This is a genomic window from Jatrophihabitans sp. sgz311053 (genome assembly GCF_056135305.1).
Map to the genome: position 1 here is coordinate 398,388 of NZ_JBWAXP010000003.1, position 19,795 is coordinate 418,182.

At 73.0% G+C, this 19,795-nt stretch carries 23 protein-coding genes; 22 read left to right on the forward strand and 1 reads right to left on the reverse strand.

The features are described 5' to 3' along the window. The first annotated feature begins 1 nt into the window (after window position 1). From AC0NZQ_RS19855 to AC0NZQ_RS19925, 15 genes are all read left to right on the forward strand, one after another. Window positions 2-1,087, forward strand: a complete 1,086-nt coding sequence (locus AC0NZQ_RS19855) for an amidohydrolase family protein (protein WP_474531813.1) — start codon at window positions 2-4, stop codon at window positions 1,085-1,087. A 30-nt stretch (window positions 1,088-1,117) separates the two neighbouring features. Next, on the forward strand, window positions 1,118-2,461 hold the full coding sequence (locus tag AC0NZQ_RS19860; protein ID WP_474531814.1) for an MFS transporter: 1,344 nt from the start codon (window positions 1,118-1,120) through the stop codon (window positions 2,459-2,461). 157 nt (window positions 2,462-2,618) lie between these two features. Continuing rightward, on the forward strand, window positions 2,619-3,098 hold the full coding sequence (gene rpsP, locus AC0NZQ_RS19865; protein WP_474531816.1) for a 30S ribosomal protein S16: 480 nt from the start codon (window positions 2,619-2,621) through the stop codon (window positions 3,096-3,098). A 1-nt stretch (window position 3,099) separates the two neighbouring features. Further along, window positions 3,100-3,333 (forward strand): RNA-binding protein, encoded by a 234-nt coding sequence (locus tag AC0NZQ_RS19870; protein WP_474531817.1) that lies wholly within the window; start codon window positions 3,100-3,102, stop codon window positions 3,331-3,333. Window positions 3,334-3,345: 12 nt separating this feature from the next. Then, window positions 3,346-3,861, forward strand: coding sequence for a ribosome maturation factor RimM (gene rimM, locus AC0NZQ_RS19875; protein WP_474531818.1), 516 nt, complete (start codon window positions 3,346-3,348; stop codon window positions 3,859-3,861). Next, window positions 3,858-4,580 (forward strand): tRNA (guanosine(37)-N1)-methyltransferase TrmD, encoded by a 723-nt coding sequence (gene trmD / locus AC0NZQ_RS19880; RefSeq protein ID WP_474531819.1) that lies wholly within the window; start codon window positions 3,858-3,860, stop codon window positions 4,578-4,580. The genes rimM and trmD overlap by 4 nt, the downstream gene beginning before the upstream one ends. A 126-nt stretch (window positions 4,581-4,706) precedes the next feature. Then, window positions 4,707-5,063 carry a 50S ribosomal protein L19 gene (rplS, locus tag AC0NZQ_RS19885; RefSeq protein ID WP_474531820.1) on the forward strand — a complete coding sequence of 119 codons (357 nt, stop codon included), beginning with the start codon at window positions 4,707-4,709 and terminating at the stop codon, window positions 5,061-5,063. A 106-nt stretch (window positions 5,064-5,169) separates the two neighbouring features. Continuing rightward, window positions 5,170-6,279 (forward strand): signal peptidase I, encoded by a 1,110-nt coding sequence (gene lepB, locus AC0NZQ_RS19890; RefSeq protein WP_474531821.1) that lies wholly within the window; start codon window positions 5,170-5,172, stop codon window positions 6,277-6,279. Window positions 6,280-6,290: 11 nt separating this feature from the next. Then, a complete protein-coding gene (locus AC0NZQ_RS19895) occupies window positions 6,291-7,022 on the forward strand; it encodes a ribonuclease HII (protein WP_474531822.1) in 732 nt (243 codons plus the stop codon). Window positions 7,023-7,041: 19 nt separating this feature from the next. After that, window positions 7,042-7,365: a DUF2469 domain-containing protein gene (locus AC0NZQ_RS19900; RefSeq protein WP_474531823.1), complete on the forward strand. Its 324-nt coding sequence runs from the start codon at window positions 7,042-7,044 to the stop codon at window positions 7,363-7,365. A 16-nt stretch (window positions 7,366-7,381) separates the two neighbouring features. After that, entirely contained in the window at window positions 7,382-7,840 is a 459-nt protein-coding gene (locus AC0NZQ_RS19905; RefSeq protein WP_474531824.1) for a transposase, read from the forward strand. 107 nt (window positions 7,841-7,947) lie between these two features. Next, window positions 7,948-8,304 (forward strand): YraN family protein, encoded by a 357-nt coding sequence (locus tag AC0NZQ_RS19910; protein ID WP_474531825.1) that lies wholly within the window; start codon window positions 7,948-7,950, stop codon window positions 8,302-8,304. Between the two features lie 13 nt (window positions 8,305-8,317). Next, on the forward strand, window positions 8,318-9,847 hold the full coding sequence (locus tag AC0NZQ_RS19915; RefSeq protein ID WP_474531826.1) for a YifB family Mg chelatase-like AAA ATPase: 1,530 nt from the start codon (window positions 8,318-8,320) through the stop codon (window positions 9,845-9,847). After that, complete coding sequence (locus tag AC0NZQ_RS19920) at window positions 9,844-11,088, forward strand: DNA-processing protein DprA (RefSeq protein ID WP_474531827.1); 1,245 nt, start codon at window positions 9,844-9,846, stop codon at window positions 11,086-11,088. Before AC0NZQ_RS19915 ends, AC0NZQ_RS19920 begins: the two co-directional genes overlap by 4 nt. Window positions 11,089-11,388: 300 nt before the next feature. After that, window positions 11,389-12,294, forward strand: coding sequence for a tyrosine recombinase XerC (locus AC0NZQ_RS19925; protein WP_474532038.1), 906 nt, complete (start codon window positions 11,389-11,391; stop codon window positions 12,292-12,294). 13 nt (window positions 12,295-12,307) lie between these two features. On the opposite strand, the gene AC0NZQ_RS19930 is transcribed toward AC0NZQ_RS19925, so the two are convergent. Next, a complete protein-coding gene (locus AC0NZQ_RS19930; protein ID WP_474531828.1) occupies window positions 12,308-12,949 on the reverse strand; it encodes a murein hydrolase activator EnvC family protein in 642 nt (213 codons plus the stop codon). 711 nt (window positions 12,950-13,660) lie between these two features. Between AC0NZQ_RS19930 and rpsB the strand changes: the two genes are divergently transcribed. From rpsB to rlmN, 7 genes are all read left to right on the forward strand, one after another. Further along, a complete protein-coding gene (rpsB, locus tag AC0NZQ_RS19935; RefSeq protein ID WP_474531829.1) occupies window positions 13,661-14,524 on the forward strand; it encodes a 30S ribosomal protein S2 in 864 nt (287 codons plus the stop codon). A gap of 33 nt (window positions 14,525-14,557) precedes the next feature. Beyond that, a complete protein-coding gene (tsf, locus tag AC0NZQ_RS19940; protein WP_474531830.1) occupies window positions 14,558-15,385 on the forward strand; it encodes a translation elongation factor Ts in 828 nt (275 codons plus the stop codon). Between the two features lie 72 nt (window positions 15,386-15,457). After that, entirely contained in the window at window positions 15,458-16,240 is a 783-nt protein-coding gene (gene pyrH, locus AC0NZQ_RS19945; RefSeq protein WP_474531831.1) for a UMP kinase, read from the forward strand. A gap of 40 nt (window positions 16,241-16,280) precedes the next feature. After that, window positions 16,281-16,838 (forward strand): ribosome recycling factor, encoded by a 558-nt coding sequence (gene frr / locus AC0NZQ_RS19950; protein ID WP_474531832.1) that lies wholly within the window; start codon window positions 16,281-16,283, stop codon window positions 16,836-16,838. Between the two features lie 9 nt (window positions 16,839-16,847). Beyond that, window positions 16,848-17,852, forward strand: coding sequence for a phosphatidate cytidylyltransferase (locus AC0NZQ_RS19955; protein WP_474531833.1), 1,005 nt, complete (start codon window positions 16,848-16,850; stop codon window positions 17,850-17,852). Then, on the forward strand, window positions 17,849-18,394 hold the full coding sequence (locus AC0NZQ_RS19960; protein ID WP_474531834.1) for a uridine kinase family protein: 546 nt from the start codon (window positions 17,849-17,851) through the stop codon (window positions 18,392-18,394). The genes AC0NZQ_RS19955 and AC0NZQ_RS19960 overlap by 4 nt, the downstream gene beginning before the upstream one ends. A 50-nt stretch (window positions 18,395-18,444) precedes the next feature. Next, window positions 18,445-19,578, forward strand: a complete 1,134-nt coding sequence (rlmN, locus tag AC0NZQ_RS19965; protein ID WP_474531835.1) for a dual-specificity RNA methyltransferase RlmN — start codon at window positions 18,445-18,447, stop codon at window positions 19,576-19,578. Window positions 19,579-19,795: the final 217 nt, after the last annotated feature.

A 19,795-nucleotide genomic window follows, 5' to 3' on the forward strand; every position in this document is an offset into this window, starting at 1 on the left:
CATGGTGCTGCATCTGCGGGGCGTGTTCCTGCCTGACGAGACCGAGCGGGACGCCTGGGTCCTGGCCGGTCGGCTGACGTTCGACCGGCCGACGGGGCAGTGGCAGACCGTCGCCGACCGCGGCTGGATCACCCCCGGCTTCGTCGACGCCCACTGCCACATCGGGCTGGCGCCGAGCGGGCACCATCCCGAACCCGAGGTCCAGGCCGAGCAGGCCCGCCGCAACCGGGACGCGGGGGCGCTGCTGCTGCGCGATGCCGGTTCCCCGGTGGACAACACTTCGGTGCAGCAGCGCGACGACCTGCCCCGCCTCATCCGCGCCGGGCACCACATCGCGCGGACCAAGCGCTACATCCGCGGCCTCGGTGTCGAGGTCGAGCCCGGTGATCTCGTCGCCGAGGTGGAGCGGCAGGTCGCCTACGGCGACGGCAGCTGGGTCAAGATCGCCGCGGACTGGATCGACCGGGACCGCGGCGATCTCGCCCCGACCTTCCCGGACGACGCGCTGGCCGCCGGCATCGCCCGCGCCCACGAGCTCGGAGCCCGCGTCGCCGCCCATGTCTTCGGCGAGGAGGCGCTGACCGGTCTCATCGCCGCGGGCATCGACTCCATCGAGCACGGCACCGGGCTCACCGACGACCTCATAGCGGCCGCGAAGGCCGCCGGGTCCGCCGTCGTCCCGACCCTCATCAACATCGACAACTTCCCGCAGATCGCGCTCGGCGGCGCGGCGAAGTTCCCGGCGTACGCCGCCCACATGCGGGCCCTCTACGGCAGCTCGCGGGAACGGATCCGGTCGGCCTGGGAGGCCGGCGTCCCTGTCTACACCGGGACCGACGCCGGAGGCTCACTGCCGCACGGCCTGGTGCGCGACGAGATCCGTGCCCTGGTGGGGGCGGGCATCCCGCAGGCCGACGTCATCGCGCAGGCCTCCTGGCGGGCCCGCGAGTGGCTCGGCATGCCGGGCGCGGTCGAGGGCGCGCCGGCGGACCTGGTCGTCTACGAGACCGATCCCCGCAGCGACCTGTCGGCGATCCACGCCCCGGTGCTGACCATCCTGCGCGGCTCGGTCGTCGCCGCCCGCTGACGCCGGTCGCGCCGTAGGCTGGGCGACGAGATGACGACGTCGCGCGCTGCCGTGGCCGGGTGGGGCCTGGCGGCCGCGGTGTACCTGCTGGCGGTGCTGCACCGCACCTCGCTCGGCGTCGCCGGCCTCATCGCCGAAGCCCGGTTCGACATCAGCCCCGCCCAGCTGAGCCTCTTCGTCTTCCTGCAGATCGGCGTCTACGCCGCGATGCAGGTACCGACCGGCGTGCTCGTGGACCGCTACGGCCCGCGCCGGGTGCTGGTGGCCGCCGCGCTCATCATGGGGGTTGCCCAGCTCGTCTTCGCCCTCGTCGACATCTTCCCGGTGGCACTGCTGGCCCGGGCCGCGCTCGGCTGCGGCGACGCCCTCACCTTCGTCAGCGTGCTGCGTTTCGCCGCCACCCACTTCACCCCGCGGCGCTACCCGGTGCTCGTCGCCCTCACCGCCATGACGGGCACGGTCGGCAACATCGCCGCCACGTTGCCGCTGGCGGTACTGCTGCGCCACGCGGGCTGGACGCCGAGCTTCCTGCTGGCGGGGACGCTGTCGCTGGTCGCCGGGGCCGCCGTCGCGCTGCTGCTGCCGGACTCCACCCCGACGCCGCGGGCGGTGCGGACGACGGCGGAGCTGCGCACCGGCGCCCTCTCGATCACCGGCCGGGTGCGGCGCGCCTGGGCGCTGCCCGGCACCCGCCTCGGCTTCTGGACCCACTTCGCGAACATGTCCACCGGGACGGCGCTGGGCGTCCTCTGGGGCGCGCCGTACCTGGTGACGGTGCTCGGCTTCAGCTCGGCGGCGGCGGGCGGGGTCCTGATGGCCGGCGTCATCGTCGCGGCCCTCGCCTCACCCTGCTTCGGCTGGGTCATCGGCCGGTGGCCGTCCTCGCGGGTGCCGATCGGCATCGGGGTCACCGGCAGCGTCGTCACCGGTCTCGTGGTGCTGGTGAGCGTCTTCGGCAACCATCCGCCCGCCGGGGTCGTCATCGCCGTCTTCATCCTGGCGACGCTGGGGGGACCGACCTCGATGGCAGCCTTTGCCCTGGCCCGCGACTACAACCACGCCCGGACGCTGGGCACGGCCTCGGGCGTGGTCAACGTCGGCGGCTTCGTCGCCACCGTCCTCATCGCGCTGGGCATCGGCGCGGCGCTGAGCCTGCAGGGTGGCACGACGGCGCAGTCGATGCGGTGGGCGCTGCTCGTCGCCATCGCGGTCCAGGGTTTCGGCCTCTTCCGGATCGTGGTCTGGTGGCTGCGGGTCCGCGCCTCGTCGCTGCGGCGGCAGGCGGTGGGGGAGCAGGTGCCGGTCCGCGTGGTGCGGCGTCGCTTCGACCTCCGGACCACCGGCACGCTCGGTGAGGGCCGCCCCGGCGGGTGAGGTCGGCCGGGTCTGGCACAATGGCCCGTTGAGTACCGACCGGTTCGCGGACCCTCTCACCACGTCCCGGTCTGTCCATCCGGGCCGGTGCCGGCGGTGTGACCCCACCCGCCACGCGCAGGCCCACCCGATCGTCACCTCAGGAGTTCCCACAACCGTGGCCACCAAGATCAAGCTCACCCGCATCGGAAAGATGCGCGAGCCGCACTACCGCATCGTCGTCGCCGACTCGCGCAACAAGCGCGACGGCCGGTCCATCGAGACCATCGGCGAGTACCACCCGAAGAACGACCCGTCCGTCATCAAGGTCGACGGCGAGCGCGCGGCGTACTGGCTGGGTGTCGGCGCGCAGCCGACCGACGCCGTCCGCGCGATCCTCAAGGTCACCGGCGACTGGCAGAAGTTCAAGGGCGAGCCCGCCCCGGAGCCGATGAAGCTGGCGGCCGAGAAGCCCGACAAGCAGGCGCTCTTCAACGCCGCCCTCGCCGAGGCCGGCGGTGACACCACCGAGGCCGGTGGCGCTGCCACCACGCCGAAGAAGAAGGCGGCCAAGAAGTCCGCCGACGAGCCCAGCGCCGACGCTCCGGCCCCGGTCGCCGAGGCCCCGGCCGAGGCGCCGTCCGCGGACGCGAGCTGACGTGCTCGAGGAGGCCCTCGAGCACCTCGTCCGAGGCATCGTCGACCACCCGGACGACGTCCAGGTCGACCTCGTCGACAACCGGCGGGGTCGGCGCCTGGAGATCCGCGTCAACCCCGAGGACCTCGGCCGGGTGATCGGCCGCAACGGGCGCACCGCCAAGGCGCTGCGCCAGGTCATCACCGGTGTCGGCGGCAAGGGGATTCGCGTCGACGTCGTCGACGTGGACCGCTAGACCGCAGTTTTCGTGTCGGACGAACTCATCACCATCGGCCGCATCGGCCCCGCCAGGGGCGTGCGCGGCGAACTGTTCGTCCAACCCTTCACCGATGCGCCGGAAGAACGGTTCGCGGTGGGTTCGGTGCTGGTTACCGAACCCACCGCCGCCGGTCCGCTGACGGTGGAGAGCCTCAACCTCAGCGGCGCGAAGATGGCGCTGCGTTTCGCCGGGGTCGAGACCCGCGAGGCCGCTGAGGCGCTACGCGGCGTCCGCCTCGTCATCGCCGCCGAGGAGCGTCCGGCGCTGGACGACCCGGACGAGTTCTACGCGTCCGACCTCATCGGCACGGTCGCGCGCACCACGACGGGCGACGAGCTCGGCCCGGTCCGCGACGTCATCGACATCGCCGGGGCCGACTACCTCGTCCTGGACGTCGCGGGCACCGAACGGCTGGTGCCGTTCGTCAGCGAGATCGTGCCGGAGGTCGACATCGCGGCGGGTGTCGTCGTCGTCGACCCGCCGGAGGGGTTGTTCGACCTGTGACCGACGGGCTACGGGTCGACGTCGTCACGATCTTCCCCGACTACCTGGCCCCGCTGCACCAGTCGCTCATCGGTCGCGCGGTCGCACGCGGGCAGGTGCAGCTCGGGGTCCACGACCTGCGGACCTGGACCACCGACGTCCACCGCAGCGTCGACGACACGCCGTACGGCGGTGGTCCCGGCATGGTGATGGCCCCCGAGCCATGGGGGCAGGCGCTGGACTACATCGCCCCGCCGGAGGGGCCGCAGCCGCGGCTGATCGTCCCCTCCCCGGCGGGACGTCGTTTCACCCAGGCCGATGCCCAGCGGCTCGCCGCCGAGCCCTGGCTGCTCTTCGCCTGCGGCCGCTACGAGGGCATCGACGCCCGCGTCGCCGAGTACGCCGGCCAGCGGATGGCCGTCGAGGAGCTCTCGCTCGGCGACTACGTGCTGGCCGGGGGCGAGGTGGCCGTGCTCGTCATGGTCGAGGCGATCGGACGGCTGCTGCCCGGCGTGCTGGGCAATGCCGCGTCGGCCGTCGACGACTCCTTCGCCGCCGGCCCCGACGGGCTGCTGGAGGCGCCGGCGTACACCAAGCCAGCGTCCTGGCGCGGTCTGGAGGTACCGGAGGTGCTGCTCTCCGGGCATCACGCCGCCATCGCCGCCTGGCGCCGCGAGCAGAGCCTGGCGCGGACGGCGGAGCGGCGCCCTGACCTGCTGCCGCCACCGGCGGACGGCTGAGCCGGTAGGCGATTTCGGATCGGTCCGCCCGCTGTGGCATCATCGTGGGGTTGCCCAGCGCGTGCGCGTCACTCGGCGCCCCGGGGCACAGAGGCCGAGAATCCGATCAGGAAGCGAACTTTCGATATGAACACGCTCGACACCCTCGATGCCGCGTCCCTGCGCAGCGACGTCCCGGACTTCCGTCCCGGCGACACCCTGAAGGTGCACGTGCGGGTCATCGAGGGCAACCGCTCCCGCGTGCAGGTCTTCCAGGGCGTCGTCATCCGCCGCCAGGGCGGTGGCATCCGCGAGACCTTCACCGTCCGCAAGGTCAGCTTCGGCGTCGGCGTCGAGCGCACCTTCCCGGTGCACACCCCGGTCATCGAGAAGATCGAGCTGCTGACCCGCGGCGACGTCCGCCGGGCCAAGCTGTACTACCTGCGCGACCTGCGCGGCAAGGCCGCCAAGATCAAGGAGAAGCGCGAGCCCGTCGCGCGCTGACCCGACTCGCAGCTGCGTCCCGGTGAGTGACCGACACCGTTCTTCCGACGACCACTCCGCGGACCCCGAGGACGGCTCCACAGCCGCCGCGCGGCACGATGGCGCCGTGAGTTCCGAGCAGGAAGCCGGCACGCCGCCGTCGCCGGGGGAGCCGCGGCCGTCCGATGAGACTCAGCCGACGACGGTGGAGCGCTCCGACGCTGTCCCGCCGGGGCACCAGACGAGCGAAGACGGCACAGACGGAACTGTCGAGTCCGCGGCCACCGCACCGGCTGCCGCCGCCGAGGACGACGTCCCGGCCGACGAGACGCGTCGGCAACGGCGCCGGCGAGAGAAGGCAGCAACGCCGCGTCGTAAGGCGCCGTGGTGGGAGCTGCCGGTCCTGGTGATCGTCGCCGTCGGCGTGGCCATCCTCGTCAAGACCTTCATCGTGCAGCCGTTCTACATCCCGTCGGAGTCGATGGAGAAGACGCTGCACGGCTGTACCGGCTGCTCCGGCGACCGCATCCTGGTCAACAAGCCGATCTACAGTGTGCTGCGCGATCCCGAGCCCGGTGACATCGTGGTCTTCGACGCGCCGCGCGGCTGGGATCGCGAGGCCGCGACCGAGCCGCCGAGCAATCCGGTCGTCCGCGCCGTCCGCGGCTTCGGGCAGCTCATCGGCTTCGTCCCGCCCGACGGCGAGGTCCTCGTCAAGCGGGTGATCGCCGTCGGAGGTCAGACGGTGAAGGGCGTCTCGCTGCCGATGAGCGCCGCCGAGAAGCAGCGCACCGGCATGGACCGCAAGACCGTGATCATGATCAGTACGCACGGCAAGAACGGTCCGTACCGCACGCTGGACGAGCCCTACGTCTACCGCGCCCGGGGCGACGGCGAGGACCCCGACTTCGGCCCCGTCACCGTGCCGAAGGGGCGATTGTGGGTGATGGGCGACCATCGCACCGCCTCGGCCGACTCCCGCTTCCACTGCACCCGCGACGGGGGCGAGAGCACCCAGAACGACAACGACTGCGACCCGTACACGAGCACCGTCCCCGACGACAAGGTCATCGGCAAGGCGTTCGTCATCGCCTGGCCGCCGTCGCGCTGGACGACGTTGGGGACCCCGTCGACCTTCGAGAACGCGGCCGCGGCAGCCGGGCCGGCGCTGCCGGGGGTGGCCTCGCTCGCCGTGGTTGTGCCTGTGTTCCTGCTACGGCGCCGGCGACGCCGCTGAGCCGGTCCGCGATGACACGTCAGACCCGCAGGAGCCGCCCGTCCGGACTGGCCTTCCGGCCGCCGCGGTTGGTCGTACGCCGGGACGGTCCGTTGGGTGGCTACGAATCGGCGCTGCAGCGGGCCGGGTTCACCCATGTCGCCGGCGCCGACGAGGCCGGGCGCGGGGCCTGCGCGGGACCGCTGGTGGTCGCGGCCTGCATCCTGCCGGCCGGACGGGCGGGCCGGATCGACGGCCTGGACGACTCCAAGGTCCTCACCGCCGCGACCCGAGAGGCGCTCTACGCCAAGGTCGTCCGGCGGGCCCTCGCATACTCGGTCGTCATCGTCCCGGCCGTCGAGATCGACGCCTACGGCCTGCACGTCGCCAACCTCGCCGGCATGCGGCGCGCGCTCGGCACGCTCGTCCCCGCCGCGCAGTACGCGTTGACCGACGGCTTCGCCGTGCCGGGGCTGGCCGTCCCCGCGACCGCCGTCTGGAAGGGCGACGCGACGGTGGCCTGCATCGCCGCGGCCTCGATCCTGGCCAAGGTCACCCGGGACCGGATCATGACCGAGATGCACGAGGACTGGCCCGAGTACGACTTCGCCAAGCACAAGGGCTACATCACGCCGGTGCACGCCGCGGCGCTCCAGCGACTGGGCCCCTGTCCACAGCATCGCCGCCGCTACGTGAACGTCCGCCGCGCCATGGGACAGAATGGGTCCGACGCGATCGACGACCTGACCGCGGACATCGCGTGACGGTGAGGAGAGACGAACGATGAGCGCCGAGGATCTCGAGAACTACGAGACCGACATGGAGCTGCAGCTCTACCGCGAGTACAAGGACATCGCCGCGCAGTTCAGCTACGTCGTCGAGACCGAGCGCCGCTTCTACCTCACCAACGACGTCGACCTGCAGCCGCGCAACACCGACGGCGAGGTGTACTTCGAGCTGACGATGCGCGATGCCTGGGTGTGGGACATGTACCGCCCGGCGCGGTTCGTCAAGACGGTGCGGGTGGTGACGTTCAAGGACGTCAACATCGAGGAGCTGGACAAGCCCGACCTGGAGCTGCCGAACAAGGACGGCTTCACCCGCTGAGGTCCCGGCCGCCGCAGTGGACGCCTGGCTGGAGCTGGAGCGGTTGCGCTGGGACGGCGCGCCCAGCCGCTGCATCCGCTGCCGGACGGCCGGGCAGTGCCGGCTCCTGCCGGGGGCCATGGGGCAGCGGCGGGTGTGGCACTGCGCTGCCTGCCGCTGCAGGTTCTCCGTGCTCGCCGGGACGATGCTGGCGGGCAGCCGCGTGGCGCCAGCGGCCTGGCTGGCGGTGGTGGCGGACCTGGTCAGCGGCGAGCCGGCGCCGGTCCGAGCCGTGGCGCGCTCCCTCGGGCTGACGCCGCCGACCGTGCGGCTGCTCCGCGCCCGGCTCACCGCGGCAGGGGTCCGTCGCGGCGACGACGCGGACGAGGCACTGCGGCTGGTGCTCTCGCTGGATCACGACGCGGTCACCGCGGTCCGGCGCGCCCGGCCGGACCGGCATCAGCTTCGGGAAGGTCCCAGCGCGGACTACCGCTGACGGGCGTTGGCCTGTACCTGTGTTCCGTCAGCTCACCCGGCCGGCGCGTCGTCCACAGCGGGCGGTGACGGCGGTCGCGGTCGCCGCGGAGCGGCGAGGGTTACCCCATGCGAGTCAAGGACGCCGTCGGCAGGTTCGGAGAGCAGGTCGCCGCCCGCCACCTCGAGGCCGCCGGGTTGCAAATCATCGAGCGCAACTGGCGCTGCCGCGAGGGGGAGCTCGACATCGTCGCCACTGACGGCCGGGACCTGGTCGTCGTCGAGGTGAAGACCCGGTCGTCGACGGCCTTCGGGGTCCCGGCGCAAGCCGTGAGTCCGGCCAAGGCGCAGCGCATCAGGTCGCTGACCCTGCGTTGGCTGGCCGAGCACCCCCGGACGGACTGGCACGCCATCCGCTTCGACGTGGTCGCCGTCGTCCGCGGTCGGGCCGGGGTGCAGGTCGACCATCTGGCCGGCGCGTTCTGATGGGGGAGTTCTGATGGGGTTGGCGACGTCTCGTGCCGTCGGGCTGAACGGCATCGACGGTCATCTGGTCGAGGTCGAGTGCGACATCTCCGCCGGGCTGCCCGGCACCTACTTCACCGGCCGCGCCGGAGCCTCGGTGGTGGAGTCGCGCGACCGGCTGCGCGCCGCGGTGAACAACTCCGGCGCGCAGTGGCCCAACCGCAAGATCACGGTGGCGCTGCTGCCGGCCGACACTCCGAAGACCGGCTCCCGCTTCGACCTGGCGGTGGGGCTGGCGGTGCTCGCCGCCGACGGCCAGGTCCCCGCCGGCGGCGTCGCCGACGCTGCCTGGATCGCCGAGCTGGGGCTCAACGGGGCGCTGCGGCCGGTGCCGGGCGTGCTGCCGTCGGTCCTGGCGGCCCGCGACCACGGGGTGGTGCGGGTGGTGGTGGCGCGGGCCAACGGAGCCGAAGCGGCCCTGGTGACCGGGGTGGACGTCCGCGTCGCCGATGACCTGGGGGAGATCGTGCGGTGGTTGCGCGGGGACGGTCCGCCCCTGCCGCATCCCGATCCGGGCGCGCCGGCGGACCCGCTCGCGGGGCCCGACCTGGCCGATGTCGCCGGCCAGGAGGTCGGCAAGCGCGCGCTGGAGGTCGCCGCCGCCGGCGGCCATCACCTGTACCTGGTCGGCAGTCCCGGTGCGGGCAAGACGATGCTCGCCGAGCGGTTGCCCGGCCTGCTGCCACCCCTGGACGACGCCGCCGCGCTGGAGGTGACGGCGGTCCACTCGATCGTCGGCGGTCTCGGCGAGGGAGCCACGCTGCTGCGCCGGCCGCCGATCCGGGCTCCCCACCACACGGCGTCGATGGCGGCACTGGTGGGCGGCGGCAGCGGCATCGCGCGCCCCGGCGCCATCTCGCTGGCCCACCACGGCGTCCTCTTCCTCGACGAGGCGCCGGAGTTCGCCGCGGCCACCCTGGACGCGCTGCGGCTGCCGCTGGAGGCCGGTCGGGTGGTGCTGCTGCGCAGCGGCGGGGCGGTGAGCTATCCCGCCCGCTTCCAACTGGTCCTCGCCGCCAACCCCTGCGGCTGCGCCCTGGCCGAGGACCGCTGCCAGTGCAGCGCCGCGGCTCGGCGGCGGCACCAGCAGCGGCTCTCCGGACCGCTCATGGACCGCATCGACCTGCGGGTGAGGCTCAGGCCGGTGACCCACGGTGACCTGCTGCACGATGCCGGCCGCCGCGAGACGAGCGCCGAGGTGGCCGCCCGGGTCGCGGCGGCGCGGCACCGTGCCGCCGAGCGGTGGGCCGGGATGCCCTGGCGGCGTAACGGCGACGTGCCGGGCGCCGTGCTGCGGTCGGGGGAGTGGCTGCCCAGTCGGCGGGCGACGGCCGACCTGGAGCAGCGTCTCGCCGACGGTCGGCTCACGGCTCGCGGCTTCGACCGGGTGCTCCGGGTGGCGTGGACGCTCTGCGATCTCGCCGGCCTGAACACACCGGACGCGGCGACGCTGGGGGAGGCGCTCTCCCTGCGCAACGGGGAGGCCGCCTCGTGGGCAGCGTGAGTGATGAGATCCGTCGTGCCCGTGTCTATCTCAGCCGTGTCGGCGGACCCGCCTCGGTGCCGGTGTGGCGGTTGGTCGCCGCGGTGGGCCCGGTCGAGGCGGCAGCCCTGATCCGGCGACAGTCCTCGTCGTTGGATGACCCGACCCGTCGCGCCACGTCGTCGCGGCACGCGAGCGTGGACGTCGATGCCGACCTCGCGGCGGCGGAGCGCCACGGCATCCGCCTGCTCGTGCCCGAGGGCCGGGAGTGGCCGACGGTCGGCCTGGTGCCGTTGGAGCACGCGGGCGCGCGCCGCGCGGCGACCTTCGACACGTCGCGCCACGAGTTCGCCGATTGCGGTGAACCGGTCCCGCCCGTCGCGCTCTGGGCGGCCGGGCCACTGGACGCCTCGGGGCTGGGGTGGCGCAGCGTCGCCATCGTGGGTGCCCGGACCTCGTCGACCTACGGCGAGTTCGTCGCCCGGTCGATTGCCGGGGAGCTGGCCGAGGCGGGCGTCACCGTCGTCTCCGGTGGCGCCTTCGGGATAGACCGCGCCGCTCACGAGGGAGCGCTGCGCGCCGGCGGTGAGACCGTGCTCGTCTCAGCCGGTGGGCTCGACCAGGTCTACCCGCCGGCCCACGAGCACCTCTACGCCAGAGTGCGCGAGAGCGGCCTGCTGCTGTCGGAGTCCCCGCCGGGGGAGGCGCCCCGACGGCGGCGCTTCCTGAGCCGCAACCGACTGATCGCCAGCCTCGGCACCGGGACGGTCCTGGTCGAGGCAGCGGAGCGATCGGGCGCGCTCAACACCGCCCGGCACTGCATCGAGATCGGCCGCCCGCTGATGGTGGTGCCCGGGCCGGTCACCTCGTCGATGTCGGCCGGCTGTCACCAGGCGCTGCGTCGGGAGGAGTGGGCGAGCACCCTGGTCACCTCCGCGGCCGACGTGCTGGCCGTCGTCGGCGACATGGGCGACCTGCCGGCCGACCCCGCCACCGAGGGCGCCGGAACCCGGGCCGCCGCGCCTCCGGTGTCGGCGGCCGTCCTGCGCCGACGGCGGGTGCAGCGACTGCTGGACGGCCTCGGCGATCGGGAGCGGGAGGTCTTCGACGCCTTCCCGGCAGGACGGGTGGTCGTCGCCGACGACCTCGTCGTGGCCTCGGGGCTGAGTGCGAGCGAGGTGCTGCGGTCCCTGCCCGCACTGGAGAGCATCGGCCTCATCGAGCAGGACCGTGACGGCTTCCGGATCAGGGTCGGGCTGTGAACGGCAGGCAGGAAGTGGGGCAGAGGGTCCCCGCGGACGGCTCTGCTGTGCTTCAATCACTATCAAGCGCACAAAACGGACATCGCGGGGTCCGATTCGGCCCCGATCGCGTACCGAACAGCTGCACACCCCCGCCCTCGAGCACCCGTGGCCGGGTCCGGTCGAACCCCACCCCGACCCGACCCGGCCACGGGGTCGTTCCGCGGGCCGCGTGGCGACTTGACGCAGGGCCACCGGTCGCGGACGGTGCGGGGCGTGACCACCGAGGGCAGGCCCGATCTCGCCGCGCTCCGGTCGGTGCTGGCGAAGGAGCTCGCCGGGGCACTGGACGACTTCGAGCAGCATCTGCGCCTGGAGCGCAATCGGTCGCCGCACACCGTCCGCGCCTACGTCGCGGACGTGACCTCCTATCTGGACCACCTGCAGCGGCTCGGCGGTCGCTCGGTGCGCGACATGGACCTGCGCTCGCTGCGCAGCTGGTTGGCCCGCCAGCGCGCGGCCGGCGCCTCACCGTCGAGCACGGCGCGGCGCTCGGCGGCGCTGCGGACCTTCAGCGCCTGGGCCCGGCGCGATGGCCTCGTCGCCGACGACCCCGGACAGCTGCTCGCCAGCCCCAAGGCTCGACGCACGCTGCCCGCCGTCCTGGCAGCGGGCGAGGCTGCCGCGGTGATGACCGCCGACCGCGAAGGTCAGCCTGAGGCGCTGCGGCGGCGCGACCGCCTGGTGGTCGAGTTGCTCTACGCCAGCGGCATCCGGGTCTCCGAACTCGTCGGCCTGGACGTCGACGACATCGACCGGCGGCGGCGCGTGCTGCGGGTGCTGGGCAAGGGAGACAAGCAGCGGACCGTGCCCTACGGCGTGGCCGCCGACGACGCCCTCGAGGCGTGGCTGACCGGCGGCCGTCCCGACCTCGTCACGCCGGCCTCCGGACCGGCGCTGCTGCTCGGAGCTCGCGGTGGACGCATCGACGCGCGGACGGTGCGCCGGATCGTCCACGACCGGACGGCGCGGGTGGCGGGAGCACCCGAGCTGGCCCCGCACGGGCTTCGGCACACTGCCGCCACCCACCTGCTCGACGGCGGCGCCGACCTGCGCTCGGTCCAGGAGGTGCTGGGTCACGCGGACCTGGCCACCACTCAGCTCTACACCCACGTCTCGGTCGAGCGTCTTCGCCGCACCTACCGCCAGGCTCACCCGCGGGCGTAGTCCGCCGACTGTCTCATCCGTGCCGCGGCCACGGCAGCAGTCGCACCGGCCCGAGTGGCCGCAACAACGCCAGCGGATCGAGGTACCTCTCGCCGCGGCGGGCACCCCAGTGCAGGCATGACGCGGGCGCGCACGAGGCGTGGCGACCGGCGAGCACCCCGATGCGCTCGCCCCGACGCACCGTTGTCCCCGCCCGCACGGTGACCCGCAGCGGTTCGTACTCGGTGCGGATCCCGTCGGCGTGGGCGAGGACCATGACCCCCCGGCCGGCGACGTCCCCGGCGAAGGTCACCGTCGCGTCGGCGGCCGCCCGCACCACGTCCCCCGGTGTGGCGGCGAGGTCGACACCGCGGTGCCCCGGACCGTAAGGGTCGGCTGGCGGTTCGAATCGCCGGAGCACCCGACCGCTGACCGGCGCGGAGTACGAGACGGGCGCCGTGCCGGTCGCGAGTGCCGCACGGCCGGCGAGCACCAGGTTCTCGGGTGTCGCGCCGCCAGCGGCGACGAGGTTCGCGGCGGTGACCGCGTTGCCCGGTTGACCTCGGCCATCGTCGCCGGATCCGGTCAGCAGCAGCATCACCGAGGCCGCCACGACGGCACCGCGGCGGGCGAGACGAGACCCGACTCCGGTCATCGGTGCGGAGGAGCGTGACATCTGCTCACCGTGCCAGCGCTCCGCCCTCGCCAGGTGAGGTCGAGGCGAGCTGGGGACAACCCCGCCCGTCGTCCACAGTCGGCACGATCGCTGCCCGCGACCAGGCGTCATCGGCTAATGCGCCGCCGCGCCGCGATGCCGCTCCGCCGCTCCGCCGCTCCGCCGCTCCGCCGCTCCGCCGCGATGCCGCGATGCCGCTCCGCCGCGATGCCGCGATGCCGCTCCGCCGCTCCGCCGCTCCGCCGCGATGCCGCTCCGCCGCTCCGCCGCTCCGCCGCTCCGCCGCTCCGCCGCGATGCCGCTCCGCCGCGATGCCGCTCCGCCGCGATGCCGCTCCGCCGCTCCGCCGCTCCGCCGCGATGCCGCCGCGCCGCAATGCCGCGCCGCCGGCGCCGCCGCGAGGCTGCCGGTGACGACCACCTGACCTGTGCCGACGACCGCGCGCGGCGACCGTGGTCGGCGCCGTCCCCCGGACGGGCTAGACTGATCCACGCAGCCCTGCGAAGGGCTGACTTCGCGTGTCCTTCTCCCGATCGCAACAGGGGGATCGGCGGCCAGCCTCGGTCCGCTCCGGCCCAGCCGGACGGCCTCTGCGTCCGCGACACCGGGCACCAGGGCGAACGGGTCACCCGACCCGTCCGCGACAACCGAGGCCGCGCTGCGACGGTGTGCACCGCCGCGCGCACGAAAAGAAGCAGGAGGGACGCCGGCATGGCCGTCGTCACCATGAAGGAGATGCTCGAGTCGGGCGTCCACTTCGGTCACCAGACCCGCCGTTGGAACCCGAAGATGAAGCGATTCATCCTCACCGAGCGCAACGGCCTGTACATCATCGACCTGCAGCAGACGCTCTCCTACGTGGACCGCGCCTTCGAGTTCGTCAAGGAGACGGTCGCCCACGGCGGCACCGTGCTCTTCGTCGGCACGAAGAAGCAGGCTCAGGAGTCCATCGCCGAGCAGGCCACCCGCGTCGGCATGCCCTACGTCAACCAGCGCTGGCTGGGCGGCATGCTCACCAACTTCAGCACCGTCTACAAGCGGCTGCAGCGCCTCAAGGAGCTCGAGGCGCAGGAGCAGGGTGGCTGGGAAGGCGTGGCCACCAAGAAGGAGCAGCTGCTCCTCACCCGCGAGATGGCCAAGCTGGACCGCTCGCTCGGCGGCATCCGCGAGATGACCAAGGTGCCCAGTGCGGTGTGGATCGTCGACACCAAGAAGGAGCACATCGCCGTCGGCGAGGCCCGCAAGCTCGGCATCCCGGTCGTCGCGATCCTCGACACCAACTGCGACCCCGACGAGGTCGACTACAAGATCCCCGGCAACGACGACGCCATCCGCAGCGCCGCGCTGCTGACCCGCGTGGTCGCCGACGCGGTCGCCGAGGGCCTCATGGCCCGTTCGGCCGCCGCCGCCAACGCTGGTCGGGACGAGAAGCCCGAGGCTGCCGCCGCCACCGTCGGTGACGGCGAGCCGCTGGCCGAGTGGGAGCGCGAGCTGCTGCAGCCGGCCACCGGTGGCGAGGCTGCCGCGCCGGCCGCGGAGGCCGCTCCCAGCGGTGACGCCGCCCCGTCTGCCTGACCCCCAACGACGAACGGATCTGGAAAAGACACCATGGCGAACTACTCCGCCGCAGATGTGAAGAAGCTCCGCGACGCCACCGGCGCGGGGATGATGGACTGCAAGAAGGCCCTGGACGAGGCTGACGGCGACTACGAGCGCGCCGTCGAGGTGCTGCGGGTCAAGGGCGAGGCGAAGGCCGCCAAGCGGGGTGCCGAGCGCACCGCCAGCAACGGTCTGGTCGCCGCCTCCGGCGGTGCCCTGGTGGAGATCGCCTCCGAGACCGACTTCGTGGCCAAGAACGAGCAGTTCCAGAAGCTCGCGACCGATGTCGTCGAGGCCTTCGCGAGCAGCTCGGCCACCGACGTCGACTCGCTGCGCGAGGTGACGCTGGCCGACGGCAAGACCGCCGGCGAGGCCGTCGAGGGTCTGGCCGCCGTCATCGGCGAGAAGCTCGAGCTGCGCCGTGCGGCCAAGCTCGACGGCCAGGTGGCGACCTACCTGCACCGCAAGGCCTCCGACCTGCCGCCGCAGGTGGGCGTGCTGGTGCAGTACACCGGTGACGGCGACGCCGCCGCCGAGGCCGCCCGCGGTGCCGCGATGCAGGTGGCGGCGCTGCGTGCCCGTTACCTCACCCGTGAGGACGTGCCGGCCGAGGACGTCGAGGCCGAGCGCCGCGTCCTGGAGGAGAAGACCCGGTCCGAGGGCAAGCCGGAGCAGGCGATCGCCAAGATCGTCGAGGGTCGCCTCAACGCCTTCTACGCCGACAACGTCCTGCTCGAGCAGGAGTCGGTGCGCGAGGCCAAGAAGACGGTCAAGGCCGTGCTCGACGAGTCGGGCGTGACGCTGACCGGGTTCGTCCACTTCGAGGTCGGCGCCTGACCGGCGTCCCCGCGAAGTAGGGTTCTCGCCGAGGACCACCCAGCACATCCGTACGACCGAAGGGGCCGCCACATGACCGACGTCGAGGCGGCCCCTTCGCCGTCCCCGGACCCGTCCGGGGTGAACCACCAGGTCGATCAGCCGCCCCGCGGCTGGTACCGCCGGGTGCTGCTCAAGCTCTCCGGTGAGCTCTTCGGCGGCGGGGCCATCGGCGTGGACCCCGATGTCGTCGCCTCCATCGCCTCGCAGATCGCCGAGGTGGTCGCCGGTGGCACGCAGGTCGCGATCGTGGTCGGTGGCGGCAACTTCTTCCGCGGCGCCGAACTCAGCCAGCGTGGCATGGACCGCGACCGCGCGGACTACATGGGCATGCTCGGCACCGTCATGAACTGCCTGGCCCTGCAGGACTTCCTCGAGAAGGCCGGCGTCCCCACCCGGGTGCAGACCGCCATCGAGATGGGCCAGGTCGCCGAGCCCTACATCCCGCGGCGCGCCGAGCGGCACCTGGAGAAGGGGCGCGTGGTGATCTTCGGTGCCGGCGCCGGGATGCCGTACTTCTCCACCGACACCGTCGCCGCCCAGCGCGCCCTGGAGATCAGCTGCGAGGTGCTGCTGATGGGCAAGAACGGCGTGGACGGCGTCTACGACGCCGACCCCCGGCGGGTTCCGACGGCGACGAAGTTCGACGAGATCAGCTACGACGAGGTGCTGCGCCGTGGGCTGCAGGTGGCCGACTCGACCGCCTTCACCATGTGCAAGGACAACGCGCTCCCGATCGTCGTCTTCAGCCTTGCCGACGGCAACATCGCGCGTGCCGTGCGCGGCGAGCCGATCGGCACCCGGGTCGGCCCGTGAGCATGATGAGCGACAACCCCACCAGCAGGAAGGACGCGCGGTGATCGACGAGATCCTCTTCGAGGCCGAGGAGAAGATGGAGAAGGCCGTGCACGTCGTGCGCGACGACCTCGCCGGCGTCCGCACCGGCCGGGCCAACGCCAACGCCTTCTCGCGCCTGGTCGTCGACTACTACGGCGCCCCCACCCCCATCCCGCAGATGGCCTCGGTCACCATCCCCGAGGCGCGGATGGCCGTCATCAAGCCTTACGACGCCAGCCAGATGAACGCCATCGAACGGGCCATCCGCGACAGCGACCTGGGCGTCAACCCGACGAACGACGGTCAGCTCATCCGCGTGGTCTTCCCGCAGCTCACCGAGGAGCGCCGCCGGGAACTCGTCAAGGTCGCCAAGAGCAAGGGCGAGGACGCCAAGGTCTCGCTGCGCTCGGTCCGCCGTCACGCCAAGGACGCGCTGGACAAGCTCGTGAAGGACGGCGACTCCGGCGAGGACGACGTCCACCGCGCCGAGGGCGAGCTCGACAAGCTGACGGCCAAGTACACGTCGACGGTCGACGACGTGGTCAAGGCCAAGGAAACCGAACTGCTCGAGGTCTGAGCCGCCACCATGCCAGAGAGCACCGGTGACGGCGGCGCGCCGACACCCGCGCAGCGGGCTCGCAAGGCCGTGACGCCGGCGCCCGGCCGTCGCCCTGCCCCCGGTGGACGGGTGCTGGCGGAGGCCCGGCCACCGGCCGTCCGCTGGCAGGACGACGAGCCCGCCGCCGAGACGGCCCGCACCGCCGAACCCGAGCAGGCGCCCAGTTCCAAGGCCGGGCGCAATCTTCCTGCCGCCATCGGGGTCGGCGTCGCGCTCGGCGCGCTCATCATCGCCACGCTCTTCCTCTACCGGCCCAGCTTCGCCTACGTCGTCGCCGCGGCGGCCCTCTACGGCACCTGGGAGCTCTCGCGCGCGCTCCGCCCGGCGACCATCCGGCTGACGCTGACCCCGCTGCTCGTCGGCGGCGCTGCCCTGCTCGCCGCGGCGTGGCTCAAAGGAACCAACGGTCTCGTCGTCGCCGCGCTCGTCACCGCGCTCGGCGTGCTGGTGTGGCGCATCGGCGACGGCGCCCACGGCTACACCCGAGACGCGGCGGCCTCGACCCTGGTGCTGCTGTACGTGCCCGTCCTGGCCGGCTTCGCGCTGCTGCTCGCCCATCCCGACGACGGTGCGGCCCGGGTCGTGTTCTTCGTGGCCACCGTCGTCTGCAGCGACACCGGCGGCTACGCGGCTGGCGTCCTCTTCGGCCGACACCCGCTGGCCCCCGTGGTGAGCAAGGCCAAGACCTGGGAGGGCTTCGCCGGATCGGTGCTCGCCTGCTCGGCGGCCGGCATCCTGATCATGATGTTCACCTTCCACGAGCAGTGGTGGAAGGGGTTGCTCTTCGGGCTCGCGATCGTCGTCACCGCGACCCTCGGGGACCTCGGCGAGTCCATGATCAAGCGGGACCTCAAGATCAAGGACATGGGCACGCTGCTGCCCGGCCACGGCGGGCTGATGGACCGGCTGGACTCGTTGCTGCCGTGCGCCGCCGTCGCCTACCTGCTGCTGTCGCTCTTCGCCCCCGTGTGAGCACGCTGCCCGAGGTCGGCGCCGCGGTGCGGGCACTGGGACCGGGCACCCGCTGGGTCGGCATCGACGGCTTCGGCGGGGCCGGCAAGTCCACGCTGGCGGCGGGCCTGGCACAGCTCGACACCCGCGTGACCGTGGTCCACGTCGACGACTTCTCGGCGCCCGGCGTCCGGGAGTGGGACTGGGACCGCTTCGAGGCCCAGCTCGCCGCGCCGCTGCGGTCCGGGACGCCGGCTCGCTACCAGTGCTGGGACTGGCGCAGCGATGTCGGCGGTGAGTGGGTGGTGGTCCCGCCGGGACGCATCGTGGTGGTCGAGGGCGTCTCGGCCACCCGGCGCGAGGTGCGCGTGCCGTGGGATCTCACGGTCTGGGTCGACACACCCCGAGCCGTGCGGCTGGCGCGAGCCCTCCAGCGCGACGGCGAGGCGATGCTGTCGCGCTGGCTGGACGACTGGATGGTCACCGAGCAGGCCTACGCCGACCGCGAGCGGCCGTGGGAACGCGTGGACCTCGTCGTCGCAGGCGATCGTGGACCGACGTGACGAACTGTTCGGCGTGTCGGTCCACGATCGGGTGAGAGAATCGAGGTGCCATGACTGCCCTCCCGCTCGTCTTCGAGGCCCCGCGCCGGGGTCTGCCGCCCACCCATCTCGCCGACCTCAACGCCGCCGGCCGTCGCGCCGCGGTGACCGATCTCGGCCTGCCGGCCTTCCGTGCCGACCAGCTCGCCCGCCAGTACTACACCCGCTTCGAGAGCGACCCGGCGCGGATGTCGGATCTCCCCGCGGCGGTCCGTGACCAGGTGGCCGCCACGCTGCTGCCGCGGTTGCTCACCGAGGTGAACCGCGTCGAGACCGACGACGGCAACACCCGCAAGACGCTGTGGCGGCTGCACGACGGGGCGCTGGTCGAGTCGGTGCTGATGAGGTATCCGGCCCGCAACGGCAGCCGGGAGCGGATCACCGTCTGCATCAGCAGCCAGGCCGGCTGCGGCATGGCCTGCCCGTTCTGCGCCACCGGGCAGGGCGGCCTCACCCGCAACCTGTCGACAGCCGAGATCGTCGAGCAGGTCCGGGTCGCCGCCCGCACCGCGGCCGACGGCGAGCTCACCGGTGGCGAGCCGGGGCGACTGTCCAACGTGGTCTTCATGGGCATGGGGGAGCCGCTGGCCAACGCCAACCGCGTGCTCGCGGCGCTGCACCGGCTCATCGACCCCGCCCCGAACGGTTTCGGGCTCTCCCGCCGGTCCATCACGGTCTCGACGGTCGGGGTGGTCCCGGCCATCGGCAAGCTCGCCGACGCCGATCTCGACGTCACCCTCGCGGTGTCACTGCACGCCCCGGACGACGAGCTGCGCGACACCCTCGTCCCGGTCAACACCCGGTGGAAGGTGGCCGAGGTGCTGGCCGCCGCGGACGACTACGCCCGCCGCACCGGCCGGCGGTACTCCATCGAGTACGCCATGATCCGTGACGTCAACGACCAGCCCTGGCGGGCCGAGCTGCTCGGTGATCTGCTGTCGAGCCGGCTGGCCCACGTCAACCTGATCCCCCTGAACCCGACGCCCGGCTCGCAGTGGGATGCCTCGCCCAAGGCCGTCGAGCGCGAGTTCGTCGACCTGCTCACCGACCGGGGCGTCTCGGTGACCGTCCGGGATACCCGTGGCCGGGACATCGACGGCGCCTGCGGCCAGCTGGCGGCGCAACCCGTCGGCGGCGCCAGCTGAGCGGGCCGACGACGACAGCGGGCGCCGGCGTCCGGGCCTCGCTCGGCGGCCTGCTGCGCAGCGCGGCGAAGCTCGACCGCACCCAGTCCGACCCGCTGGTCTCGCTGCGCAACGCGGTCGGGGTCGGGGCGCCGCTGGTCATCGGGACGGCGACGGGCAGCCCGGCGCTGGGGCTCGCCGCCACCATCGGCGCGCTGCAGACCGGCTTCGCCGACCG